Source organism: Rhodopila sp. (assembly GCF_035548095.1).
GTDB lineage: Bacteria > Pseudomonadota > Alphaproteobacteria > Acetobacterales > Acetobacteraceae > Rhodopila.
Window position 1 is genome coordinate 182,619 of the sequence record NZ_DASZUV010000030.1, and the last position, 12,301, is coordinate 194,919.

Genomic DNA, 12,301 nt, shown 5'->3' on the forward strand with positions numbered 1-12,301 from the left:
TGGTCGGTCACTGTGCGGCGCAAACCTCTTGGGGGAGAAGTCCGATGCCGATCGAATTCTATACCTGGAACACGCCGAACGGCCGCAAGATCAGCGTGGCGCTGGAGGAGATGGGGCTGCCTTACACCGTACGGCCGGTGAATATCTCCAAGGACGAGCAGTTCGCGCCGGAGTTTCTGAAGATCAGTCCGAACAACAAGATTCCGGCGATCGTCGACCCGGACGGGCCGGGTGGGCGGCCGATCAGCGTGTTCGAATCCGGCGCGATCCTGATCTATCTGGGCCAAAAGACCGGGAAGTTCTATCCGACCGACCCGCGCAAGCAGGTGCCGGTGCTGGAGTGGCTGATGTGGCAGATGGGCGGATTTGGGCCGATGCCGGGACAGGTGCACCATTTCCTGACAGTGGAGAATCCCGCCGATCAGAAATATGGCCTGGCGCGGTACATGAAGGAGACGAGGCGCCTGTACGGCGTGCTGGACAAACGGCTGGCCGGCCGGGATTTCGTCGCTGACGAGGTTTCGATCGCCGATTTCGCCATCCTGGGCTGGGCTTGGCGGCATGAGCGGCACAAGGTCGACCTTGGGGATTTCCCGAATGTGAAACGCTGGTATGAGCGGATGATGGCGCGCCCGGCGACGGCGAAGGGATTTGAGGTGGCGCTGAGCTGAATGGGGAGCCCGGATCGGACTGGCGGCCAATTGGGCGTTTGACGGTGTGCCGCCGGTTCCTTTAGAAGCGTCTGTGCAAACGCCGTGTCCGGTGCCTGTCGCGGGCGTCCGGGGATGTGCCCTCCGGCGGAGGGGTGGCCGAGTGGCTGAAGGCGGCGGTTTGCTAAACCGTTATAGTCTGTCAAGGGCTATCGTGGGTTCGAATCCCATCCCCTCCGCCACTTCGGAACAGAACTGCGAACGCTGGGTGTAGCCGGTCTTACGCCGGCCGCGGCGGTCAGCGTCTGAAGCAGATTGCTTTTTGAGCCGATGATGCGGACCTCCCGATCCGCGACCTCGACCTCGGTGACGGGCACGCGCTCCGGCCAATCGTCGGCGACGGTCCATGTCGAAAGGTCATGCTTCGGCGGCCGGCCGGGGAACGGCCAAGGATAGCCGAGCAACGCTTCAAGCTGCTCGGAGGCCGTGGGGACAGGTTTGAGGATAGGCCGGGGCATGTCGGAAGTATCGCGCCGGCGGGCACCAAGCAGAATGGCCTATATGGGTGGCACGGTCGTCTGACGCGCCAAGTTCCAGTGATTGATGACCGTGGGGATTACTGCTCCGGGCGCATCGCGCCGAGCAAGCGCTTGTCGAAGCGCTTCCCACTCCTGATCGACTGTATCGATCTCCTGACAGGACCGTTGGCAGAGTAGTTTTGGGAGGTGGTGGATACTACGCGATACCTCCGCACACCGCAATAGGAAGTCGTATTCACCTGCTGTCGTGAGGTCCATTGGAGATGTTTTCGTTCTTGCCAGCAATGCTGAAGTGATAGCCCACGTGCTGGCCAAACTCCCGCGCACCCAAACCTGGTTCCCGGATATCGGCAAATCAGATCACGGTGTCATCGCCGTCGCACCGCCGAAGCTGCAGGAACAGATCACTGATCTTGCCATGAACCTCGTTCGCCGCCGTCGGTCGCTGATCCAGATGCGTGGTCTGTAGGACAGCCATCGCCTGCAACGCCGTTGTGCGAGCGTCTGTGGAGGTCTAGCGAAGGTACGGCCGCTCCGCATTGCAGGATAGCTCCAAGTATCTGCGCAATCACGGCCGCAGTTTCACATAACACCTTTTGTGTCGCGCCAATTTCCGATTGGAATCAATTAACTAAGCTGAGTCAGGCTCCGATGACGCGTATGTCCCATGATCTCTTTGTCAGGAACGCCGCCACCGTAGGCGGTTGTCACGAAGCCCGCACGCAGTTCATGCAGGCTGACCGGCTATGCCAGCGTGCCTTTCAATCCGGCTTTGGCAGCGCGTTCAAGCAAGATCTGTGAACAAGCCCGGCTCAGTTTCTTGATCTCGGCCGTGCTCAGTGTTGCGGCCCGGTCTAATGACCCGACGATTCAATGGTGAACAGCTTCAAGAATGGCGGTGACGAAGGCGCCTTGCTTCACCGGTTTAGCCAGCATCCTGGCGTGAGGGAACTTGGCACGGATCGAATCCGGTAAGGCCTGACCACTGTGGAACAAAAATGGCACACTACGCTCGGATAAAATCTCCGCGACAGCTTCAGTGGTATGACGTCCCAAACGCACGTCCAGGATGGCGGCAGAGAGCGAGCGATCCTCGGCAGCCTCCATTGCGTCGGCCAGTGTGGCCGCGCTTACGACTTCAGCCCCCGCATCTTGAAGCGTCTCTTCGATAACGACGAGAATTAGGAACTCATCATCGGCGACGAGAATCCGCATGTTCTGCAAAGGATGGTGCTCAGGCGTCCGTCCCACTTTCCGGCTCCTCCGGGAACTGAAGTTCAATTGTGCAAACCAGCCCCTCCCGAACAAAATTCCGCTTGACGATCGCACCGGGAAGGCTTCGTTCGATGAGAGACCCCCCAAAGCCATGTCTCGTCGGTGGCGTTACAGGTGGGCCTCCGGTTTCCTGCCATGCCACCCGTAGCAATCGCTCCCCATCTCTCTCATCAACGCGCCAACTGAGGAGTACGCTTCCGGTTGCAACCGAAAAAGCGCCGTATTTCGCCGCATTGGTGGCAAGTTCGTGAAATACGAGACCAAACGGGGTCGCGAAATCGGGAGGCAAATCGAGGGAGGCGCCCTGAAGGCGTAGTCGTTCGGGATTATCCGTCATATAAGCAGCGAGTTGGGTGCGAACGAGCTGACGGAAGTCCATGGCTTCCCAATCGGCTTCGACCAGGAGGCTATGGGAGCGCGCCAAGGCAGCCAACCGGCCTTCGAACCGCTCTACAAAATCCTGTGGTGAATCCGTGGTCCGCAACGTCTGCCTGGCCATCGACTGGACAACAGCCAGGGTATTGCTGACACGATGCGTCAATTCACTCAAAAGCAGCTGCCGCCGCCGCTCCCACTTCTTTTGGTCGGTAATATCCCTGGTGCTCTCCAGCACCAGACGCCGCTCTCCGACTGGGAAGAGCTCGATATGGCTTTCCACATTAAGAACTCGTCCGTCCTTCGCCCGGTGCAGCAGCTCCCCACTCCATGTTCCGTGTTCAAGAAGCGACTGGCGGAGATTACTGAAGGAGGATCCGGGCACAGACGTTTGTAACAGTGCATCTTTTCTTTTCCCGATAGCTTCCTCGCGGGAATAGCCGTACAGTTGCTCGCTTCCACGATTCCATTGAACCACGCCGTCATCGAAGTCCCATACGAAAATCGGCGACCGCGAAAGCTCAACAAGCCGCATCTCCTGCCTGAGATGCTCCTCGCTCTTGCGTAGAGCTTCCTCGGCAAGCCGCCGCTCGGTGATATCCACAAAGGTCGCGACCACACCGTCGATCTTGTCATCGACCGTCCTGTAGGGACGGATACGAACGAGATACCAAGCACCAGTCCGGCTGCCGACTTCATGCTGGACGGGAACAAGGTCCCTCAAAACCGCGAGGGCGTGGTCAGCGAGACCATCGTAGTCGAGCTGATGCGTGAAGTCCGTAATGGGGCGGCCTTCGTCGCTGACGGTGATGTTAAACAGCTCCATCAATCGAGGCGTAAATCGCTTGATACGCAAGCTCGGGTCAAGAAACAGGGTACCGAAGTCGGTTGCCGCCATCAGGTTCTGAAGGTCGCTATGGGCGCGCGAGACGCTCTCCAGCTTGAGTTTGAGTTCATTGTTGACGGTCTGCAGTTCCTCATTGATCGATTGGAGTTCTTCCTTGCTCGTCTCCAGCTCTTCGGAGGTCGAACGGTATTCCTCGTTGATTGACTGTAGTTCCTCGTTGGCCGCGCGTAACTCTTCATTGGTGGCTTCGGAGTCTTCCCGCGTCGCACGCAATCGGCTGTGCGCCAGCTGAAGCTCTTCCTGCAGCTTCTTTACAATCTGATTGGTTGCACCTTCGGCCTTCCGATCTGTGGTCTCAAGATTGTCATTCTCGACAGCCTCTCCTTCAATGAACAGCACAAGCGCATAGCGCACAGGATCGTTCTCCTGCACCACAGGCTTGACCTGCATATAGACGCGATGTCCTGCACCATTGAACTGGACCGATATGGGCATGCTGAGAGTCGCCTCGCCGCGCTCAAATGCACGATGCAGCGCGGTCCTGAGGTCGAAGCGAAGCTCCTCCCGAACCAGGTCAACGGCTTCCGTGCTGACCGGCCCACCTGACAATTGCAGAAACCGGCCCGCATGTTCCGAAAGATGGACCGCGCTATAGTTTTCGTCGACAAGCATGCTGGGTGGCGCGACGCGCTCCAGCATTTGACGATGCAATGTGGCATCGGCTGTGGTCTGACCTGATGTGAGGCGCGGAGCAGCTTGTGCGCCGGCCGGCTGCTGCCTGGGACCTAATAAAATCGGCAATGCAGGCCGCCTTTCGCCGGCCAACGCCACGGATCGATAAATCCTTGCGTCGCGATCCAACGCGCGGAACAGTCCAGCCGGGTGGTCGGCATTCTCCGCGCCGCCCAGAAACAGGAAGCCATTGGGATTGAGGGCATAATGGAAGGTATTGCAGACCTGTTGCTGCAGATCACGATCCAGATAAATGAGCAGGTTGCGGCATGAGATCATGTCCTGCCGCGAGAATGGCGGGTCCCTCAGCAAGCTATGACTGGCGAATAGTACGATGTCCCGGAGTTCCCTTCGAACCCTATAGTGGTCGCCTTCGCGCTGGAAAAACCTGCGCAGGCGCTCTTCAGAGACGTCCGCTTCAATTGCCGACGGATACCGGCCCTCGCGAGCCACGGCCAATGCAGCGGAATCCAAATCCGAGCCGAACACCTGAATCTCTGGTCGCATTTCGCGTCGGCCCGCCGCTTCCAGCAGCAGAATCCCGATTGAATAGACCTCTTCTCCGGTTGCACAACCCGGCACCCACACCCGGACGCTCCCGCCCGTCTCCTTTCCCTCCAGAAGCTGTGGGATGACCTCTTGGCCCAGCATCTCGAATGCGGCGGGATCGCGAAAGAAAGTGGTCACCGAGATTAGAAAATCTGAGAATAGCGCCTGGGCCTCTTCGGCATTCTCGCGGAGAAACGCATAGTAGGCCGCCAGGGACTCCGAGCGCGTAACCTGCGTACGTCGGAAAATGCGGCGCAGGATTGTCGCGCGCTTATAAAGCGAGAAATCGTGGCCGACACGGACCCGAAGGTGAGCGAGTATCCGTCTCAAGCTCTCGTCGTCGCTGTCAACCCCAGCGACCATGGGTTTGGCGCTTTGCAGGAGTTCGACGAGTTGCCTGGCAAGGTCGCGGATCGGCAGGACAAAGTCTGCCACCTCGGCAGCGATCGCGCTACGCGGCATCGATGGAAATTCCGCCTCATTCGGATCTTGCACCAGCACGATGCCTTGCGACCCCTTGATGGCCTTGACTCCGATGGCGCCGTCGGAACCTGCCCCGGTGAGGACCACGGCGTAGGCGAAGCCATCGCTGTGCTGCTCAGCCAGCGATCGAAAGAAGAGGTCTATAGGCGCGCGTTGATACCGAGGTTCGTCGAAGGGAGACGCCGAGATTGTGTGGTCGGAGATGACCAATCGGCTGTTCGGCGCGATCACGTAGACATGATTGTTTTCAAGCTTCTCCGTTTGCTCGACCTGGACCACCGGCATAGAAGTTCGGCTGGCGAGGATGTTGGGGAGCTGGCTTCTGGATTCTGGATCGAGATGGACCACGACGACAAAAGCGGCATTTGGGTTCTCGGGTAGCGCCTCGAAGAAACTTTGCAAGGCTTTTACCCCGCCGGCCGAGGCTCCAATCCCTACGATCGGCGGATCGGCATCTCGCTCCATGACACCTCCAATTGATGCAACCCACGGCACCGACGCCTAGGTTCCTACACTCCCTCTCATCAGAACCGTCTAAAACCAAAGCCTCAAGGGTCGCCTGAGAAAGCAGAAGGATTAGATATGAACCGGCGCGACATCATTGCAATTGGCGGGTCCATGGGCGCTGTAGATGCCATCAGACAACTATGCCGCGACCTGCCGGCCGATTTCGCGGCAACTATGTTCATCGTCGTTCATGTGGGCGCCGATGGGCAAAATCTCCTGGCCGACATCTTTGACGCACAATCGCCGATCTCCATCAGTACGGCAGTGGACGGTGAACGCTTCCAGCGCGGGCACGGTTATGTTGCCCCGGCGGATCATCACCTTCTTGTCATCGACGATGTGGTGAGGCTGGGCCGCGGTCCACGGGAGAATCTGGCACGACCGGCAGTCGATCCACTCTTCCGCTCAGTAGGCATCTCCTTCGGTCCCCGAACCATTGCCGTGGTGCTCAGCGGACTGCTGAACGATGGGGCAGCTGGTGTCGCTGACGTAAAACGCTGCGGCGGAATTACCGTCGTCCAAAACCCGGCGGACGCAGTTGCTGCCGAAATGCCCTGGGGCGCATTGCGGGCCACCGACATCGACTATCGGTCCCCGCTCTCCGAGATGGCCGCATTGTTGGTCAAGCTGGCTGCGGAGGAGCCCGGGCCGGCCGTGGAAATACCGGCGGATATCAGGGCGGAAGTCGAGATTGCCCTGGGCCGCCACGTAGGCACCGATATCATAGCTCAACTCGGCGACCCTGTCCCGCTTTCTTGCCCGGCGTGCGGCGGTGTTCTTTCCCAGGTCAGGCGAGGGCCACCACTTCGCTTCAGATGCCAGGTCGGCCACTCTTATACCGCCGAGACTCTGGAGAATGAGAAGGAGGGATCTGTTGATGAAGCCCTTCGCGTGGCCCTCAGGATCATGGAAGAGCGCGCAGTGCTGACGGAGAAGATGGCGGAGGACGCCCGCCGTTCCGGCCGCGCCGCCGCGGCTGGCTCCTATGATGAACGTGTCAATGAAAGCCGATCCTATGCCGATATCCTGAGGCGAGCGATCGACAAATCTGCCAGGAAGACCTGATGGCCTGGCTTGGCATCGTGATGAGCAGGCATTGGCGCTGGTCACGAAGGTTGAGGACCTAGTGCCGAAAGGCGGTCTGGCGGCTGCGGCTGCATGAGAAAGGTAGCACCATGTCATGCCTTGCCATCACGCGCTGGCCGAGGCGGAGCGGGATACCAAACCTGGCTTTTGGCGAATCGCCGTCTGGCGTTGCGCCTGTTTGTAATGCGGCTCCGTCGTTCGGACGGTCGTCGGTGAATCAGGACAGTTTCCCTTGACAGGTTGCATCGAAGCCTCCGCACGCTATGAATACATCGCAAAACTTTGGGCAGGAGCTCTTCATGGCAGACCTCGTCATCATCGCCTACGATACCGAAGCGACGGCGGAAGCTGCACGGAAGAAGCTCATTGAGCTGCAAAAGGAATACCTGATTGAGCTCGGCGATGCCGTCGTGGCGGTACGCCAGCCGGACGGGCATGTGAAGCTGAACCAGTTGATCAACACAACGGCTGCTGGTGCGGCCTCGGGCGGCATGTGGGGCGCCCTGATCGGCCTCCTCTTCCTCAATCCGCTGCTCGGCGCGGCGATCGGTGCCGGAGCTGGTGCGCTCAGTGGCCGCTTCACCGACGTCGGCATTGATGACAAATTCATAAAGGAAGCTGCGGAGGCACTAACGCCTGGCCAGGCGGCACTCTGCGTGCTGGTACGCAAAGTTACTGCCGATAAGGTGCTGCCCGCCATGGCCACCTTCGGTGGCAAGGTCCTGCGCACGAACCTAACGACCGATCAGGAGGTCAAGCTGCAGGAAGCTCTGAAGGCGTGAATCGCTTGGCAGAGCTTTCAGATACGGACGCCTCCCTCTGCGAGGCGATGCGGTCACCACGCGTAGAGCTTCAGTGCTGCATGGAGTGTAGAAGTCTAGACTTAATCTGACATTCGGGTGAACATCGGTGGGACGGAGACATTAAGTTTCAGCGGAAGCGCAGTCACATCACGAACGACCTTGTCGCCTTGGTAGACGCGATCGGTCATGCCACGGAGGCTCATGAAGTTGCGCCGATCAAAAAGCCCGCGGCGACTTCCAAAACAGAACTTCCAACACGCGTTCGCAAACTCTTCACCAAGCTCGTGGTCGCGGTCCACTCCGGAGCCGGCAACGTCATGGAGCAATGGTCAGAAAGTCATTTTTCCGATCTGCTGATCGAGCGGCATGATGTCAACGTCCTGTTGATCGGTGGTCCCGATGACACCGAGGTTGCCGACCGCCTGCTGGCGAGTCTGTCACACCCGGCGAGAGCAGCATCGACCACGGGGAAGAGCTTCTTCACCGATCTGCCGCGGCTGCTCGTCAATTGCGTGCTTCTCATCGGAAATGGCAGTGGTCCGAAACACATTGCGGCCGCCGCGGGTATTTCCCAACACTCGGCATTCACTCCGGTGTTGTCGATCCCGTGGGATGGGGTGCGATTGGGCCGATCGCGGTCAACTTGTGGCGTTCCATGACCTGCAGTCCCTGCTATCTGGCAAAAGCCGCGGACTGTCCGCGCTCAATCGCCTGCCTGCGGGAACTTCAGCCTGCCACGGTATATGAGACGGCGGCCGCGATGTTAAATGGAATACGACACGAGGTCGCACCAATAGGAAAACTAGATCTTCCACCCGTCGGCGCTACTGGGGCCTAGTGCGGTCCAAAGTACTATCACATTCCGCTTGATGTGACGCGTCCAAGTCTTCACAGATGTCAGTCGATCCTGCATTCCGTACCCACCCCTCCAGCCCTGACTATGGGGAGCATAGGCTAAAAGCAAGCACCACGGGCTTTCGGCGCCACCTGTGGATTCGTTGCGCCGTAGTTGCTGTTTCCACCGGACACTCTACAGTCTCCTGCCTGTTGCCCGTTTCGGGCAACAGGCAGGAGAAGCTTTTATTATGCCAGCCCCGATCGTACTCGTTCACGATGAGCCGGCCGTAGCAGCCGAACTGGCGGCTGCGCTGATGCATGCCGGCTATGAAGTGGCAACTTTCAAGGATGCGTTGGAGGCGATGGTCGCCCTCGATACTCCGGATCGTATTCAGTTGCTGATTACCCGCGCAGCCTTCGCGGACGGTCGGTCCAATGGGTTTGCGCTGGCTCGAATGTTGCGCCTGCGACGTCCAGCCGCCAAGATCCTGTTCATGGCGAGGCCGGAATACGAAACGGAGGCAGCCGAAATAGGTATGGTCGCACCCCGTGGATCATCAGTGAAAGAAATCCTGGATCTGGTCCGGGCGGCGCTCAACAGTGACAGCCAACGCTCGACACAAGGGTGACATAGGAATTTCCGCACCAGTAAGTTGGGTCAGCAGCGCTAGCGGTGACATTTGCCATGCGGTGCGGCAAACTCTTTCTCAATATTTTGTGCAATTTCGTATAGTCAGGTGCTGCTGGGCAGTACGAAACGGCAGGCTGGCCCCAAGTTCGCTCGTAATCAGCCATGAGAGTCCGTCTCGAATCGCTTCAGTCAGAGCCCCGATGCACCCGCTGCCTGTCTGTGAGAATGGAGGTTAACCGCCGATTCGGCTTGCCTGATATTTTCCATACAACCTCAAGCTACTTCTTCTGTTACCAGCATCAGAAGCTTCCGCCCACAGTGCCAAGGACGATGACTGCCACTAGGGCGAGAATAGCGCTGACGACAGAGGCCATGACGATGTCGAGATAGCCTTCCCTATGGCTCACTCCACAAACAGAAAGCAGCGTCACCACGGCGCCGTTGTGCGGTAGGCTATCGAGGGTTCCTGAGCCGATCACCGCTACGCGATGCATCAGCGCGGGATCCATGCCGATCTCGTGGGCGAGGCGCATGTAGGTGGGCCCGAGCGCGTCGAGAGCAATGGTGAGGCCACCGGAGGCCGAGCCGGTGAGTGCTGCCAGGATGTTGGTTGCGACCGCCAGCGATACGAGTGGGCCGCCCTGGATGCCTAGCACCCAGTTGCGCACTTCTTCAAAGGCCGGGGTCGCTGCCACGATGGCACCGAAGCCGACCAGGCTCGCCACCGAAAGAATGGGGAGCACGGAGGCATTGGCACCGGCTGCCATGGTGGCCCGCAGTATGGGTACGCGGCGGAAGTTGATAGCGATGACCGTGACTATGGCAGCCAGCAGGGCTGTGATCACGGACCACACACCACCTACCGAGGCGAGAGCGACGCCGCCCCAACGCTCCTCTGCGAGGAAGGATACATCCATGCGCGGCAGCACCGCGAACGACATAATCAGGTTTACCCCGACCACCATGATGATGGGCAATGCCGCTAGAAAGATGGGCGGTATCTTCTCCGCCTCGCTGGAGCGTTCTATCTCGGTGGGGTCGAAGGAGCCTGAGGTGGACGCACGCTCGCGCACGATGGGATCTTCCGCTGCACGCTCAACACTGCTTCGCGGCTCTGTCACAGGCTCACCGAACCCCTCGCCGGCGGCTCGCGCCTTCTCTTCCGCACGCTTCAGCCACCACATGCCAAAACCGAGCATGACCACAGAGGCGATGAGACCGAGGCCTGGCGCTGCGAACGGCGTGGTGCCGAAGAAAGGCATAGGAATGGCGTTGTTGATGGACGGCGAGCCAGGCATCGCCGACATGGTGAAGGTGGTGGTACCGAGCGCCACTGCTGCCGGCATCAGCCGGCGTGGTATGTCGGCCGTGCGGAACAGCTCAACGGCCATTGGCACCAGCACGAAAAAGGCTACGAACAGGCTGACACCGCCATAGGTGACGATCGCGCCGGCAAGCACCACCGCGAGGATTGCGCGCTGGGACCCCAGCTTCTGTGTCATGAACCGGGCGACGGAGGTAACCGAGCCGGAATCCTCCATGAGCTTGCCGAATATTGCACCAAGCAGGAATAGCGGGAAGAATTGCGCCACAAATTGCGCGGCATTAGGCATAAATGTTTGCGTCCAGGAGGCGAGAAGTGGCTCGCCGGCGAACGCTGCCACGATCAACCCCGCCAGCGGGGCTATGATGAGGATGGAAGAGCCTTTAAAGGCAAAGTAAATGAGGCCCGCGAGGCCGACGAGGATGCCGAGAAGCCCCATCACTTAGAGTTCCGCGAGAAGCTGATCGATATCGACCGTGCAGGTCTTGCCGAGGTCATCGCCATGAGCAACTAGGAAGTCAGTGGCCGCGCTGCGTCCTTCTTCCTTTAGCATGCTCAGGAAATCCCACTCGGCATTCAACTTCGAGGAATAGCCGAGCTTGTTCATAACGGAGTTGCGGACGATGTGAACCCGCATCCGCGCCCATTCCGCGCCATCGCCTTCGGCGGGCTGTGTCGCGTTTTGTCGCAGGAGCGCCATCATGGTCAGCTCCTTGATCAGCACCGCGTTGAACGACACTTCATTGAGTCGATTGAGGATCTCGGCCGGGGTTCTCGGCGTGCCCGGCCGTTCGACAGGATTGATCGGGATGAGGATGGTATCATCCGACTTAAGCTCGTTGACCAATGGCGCCAGCGTCGGATTACCAGAATAGCCGCCGTCCCAATAGCTCTCGCCGTCGATTTCGACCGCTTGAAAGAGGGTGGGAAGGCAGGCCGATGCCATCAGCACCTCAGGCGTTATGTCGGCATTGCGAAAGACGCGCGGTCGCCCGGTACGTACATTGGTGGCCGTAATGAACACCTTGATGGGTGAATGGCGCAGCCGCTCAAAGTTGATCTCTTTGTCGAGGATGGGCGCTAGTGCGTTGTTGCCTCCCGGGTTGAACTGGTACGGCGAGAACATGCGTGACATCATGTCCATGAACAGGAACATGGGGGAATAATCAAGCGACCAACGCCCCATAAACTTGTCAAATGGCGTCCGCTGGAAAGGGCTATAGCGCGCCGCATCAGACACGTGACGCCAGTAGGTCTCCAACGCCCGCCGGGCGCCCTCTGCGCCGCCAGCGGCGAAGCCGTCGGCGAGCACGGCGGCGTTCATCGCGCCTGCTGAGGTGCCCGAAACCCCCTCGATTTGGAGCCAGGGCTCCTCGAGCAGCCGGTCCAGCACGCCCCATGTGAATGCTCCATGTGAGCCCCCACCCTGCAGGGCGAGGTCAACCAGAACTGGTGAACGATGCATTTTTATAGTCCTGTCCATAGCTGGGTGGGGGATGCTTGTTGTCCCTGGACGCCTTGAGGAGATTATTGCGGACGCAACATGCTGCTCAGCGTCCTGTCCGCTCCCGCGGCCATGCCGGGCACGTAAGGCAGCGGTCGGAGGCCCGCTCTCGAAGCCGCTCGCAGCTCCGACGGGCTGATATCGAATTCCTGGCGGAAT

At 59.4% G+C, this 12,301-nt stretch carries 10 protein-coding genes and 1 tRNA gene; 7 read left to right on the forward strand and 4 right to left on the reverse strand.

What is annotated here, in order from left to right; genetic code table 11:
• Positions 1-44: 44 nt before the first annotated feature.
• The 3 genes from VHC04_RS21920 (at position 45) to VHC04_RS21930 (ending at position 1,658) form a co-directional block, all read left to right on the forward strand.
• Positions 45-671: a glutathione S-transferase family protein gene (locus VHC04_RS21920; RefSeq protein ID WP_325684864.1), complete on the forward strand. Its 627-nt coding sequence runs from the start codon at positions 45-47 to the stop codon at positions 669-671.
• 128 nt (positions 672-799) lie between these two features.
• Positions 800-892: transfer RNA gene (locus VHC04_RS21925), tRNA-Ser, on the forward strand.
• Positions 893-1,493: 601 nt separating this feature from the next.
• Positions 1,494-1,658 (forward strand): hypothetical protein, encoded by a 165-nt coding sequence (locus tag VHC04_RS21930; protein WP_325684865.1) that lies wholly within the window; start codon positions 1,494-1,496, stop codon positions 1,656-1,658.
• A gap of 401 nt (positions 1,659-2,059) precedes the next feature.
• On the opposite strand, the gene VHC04_RS21935 is transcribed toward VHC04_RS21930, so the two are convergent.
• Both VHC04_RS21935 and VHC04_RS21940 read right to left on the reverse strand, forming a co-directional pair.
• Positions 2,060-2,404 (reverse strand): response regulator, encoded by a 345-nt coding sequence (locus tag VHC04_RS21935; protein ID WP_325684866.1) that lies wholly within the window; start codon positions 2,402-2,404, stop codon positions 2,060-2,062.
• Positions 2,405-2,423: 19 nt separating this feature from the next.
• Entirely contained in the window at positions 2,424-5,915 is a 3,492-nt protein-coding gene (locus VHC04_RS21940; protein WP_325684867.1) for a chemotaxis protein CheB, read from the reverse strand.
• A gap of 117 nt (positions 5,916-6,032) precedes the next feature.
• Between VHC04_RS21940 and VHC04_RS21945 the strand changes: the two genes are divergently transcribed.
• The 4 genes from VHC04_RS21945 to VHC04_RS21960 all read left to right on the forward strand — a co-directional run bounded on the left by VHC04_RS21945 (position 6,033) and on the right by VHC04_RS21960 (position 9,312).
• Positions 6,033-7,022 carry a chemotaxis protein CheB gene (locus VHC04_RS21945; protein ID WP_325684868.1) on the forward strand — a complete coding sequence of 330 codons (990 nt, stop codon included), beginning with the start codon at positions 6,033-6,035 and terminating at the stop codon, positions 7,020-7,022.
• Between the two features lie 320 nt (positions 7,023-7,342).
• Positions 7,343-7,825 carry a DUF1269 domain-containing protein gene (locus tag VHC04_RS21950; RefSeq protein ID WP_325684869.1) on the forward strand — a complete coding sequence of 161 codons (483 nt, stop codon included), beginning with the start codon at positions 7,343-7,345 and terminating at the stop codon, positions 7,823-7,825.
• A 188-nt stretch (positions 7,826-8,013) separates the two neighbouring features.
• Complete coding sequence (locus VHC04_RS21955) at positions 8,014-8,505, forward strand: glycosyltransferase family 9 protein (RefSeq protein WP_325684870.1); 492 nt, start codon at positions 8,014-8,016, stop codon at positions 8,503-8,505.
• A 426-nt stretch (positions 8,506-8,931) separates the two neighbouring features.
• Positions 8,932-9,312: a hypothetical protein gene (locus tag VHC04_RS21960; RefSeq protein WP_325684871.1), complete on the forward strand. Its 381-nt coding sequence runs from the start codon at positions 8,932-8,934 to the stop codon at positions 9,310-9,312.
• 301 nt (positions 9,313-9,613) lie between these two features.
• Here VHC04_RS21960 and VHC04_RS21965 read toward each other — a convergent pair whose 3' ends face one another.
• Both VHC04_RS21965 and VHC04_RS21970 read right to left on the reverse strand, forming a co-directional pair.
• Complete coding sequence (locus VHC04_RS21965) at positions 9,614-11,077, reverse strand: GntP family permease (RefSeq protein WP_325684872.1); 1,464 nt, start codon at positions 11,075-11,077, stop codon at positions 9,614-9,616.
• Between the two features lie 3 nt (positions 11,078-11,080).
• Complete coding sequence (locus VHC04_RS21970; protein ID WP_325684873.1) at positions 11,081-12,121, reverse strand: patatin-like phospholipase family protein; 1,041 nt, start codon at positions 12,119-12,121, stop codon at positions 11,081-11,083.
• Positions 12,122-12,301: the final 180 nt, after the last annotated feature.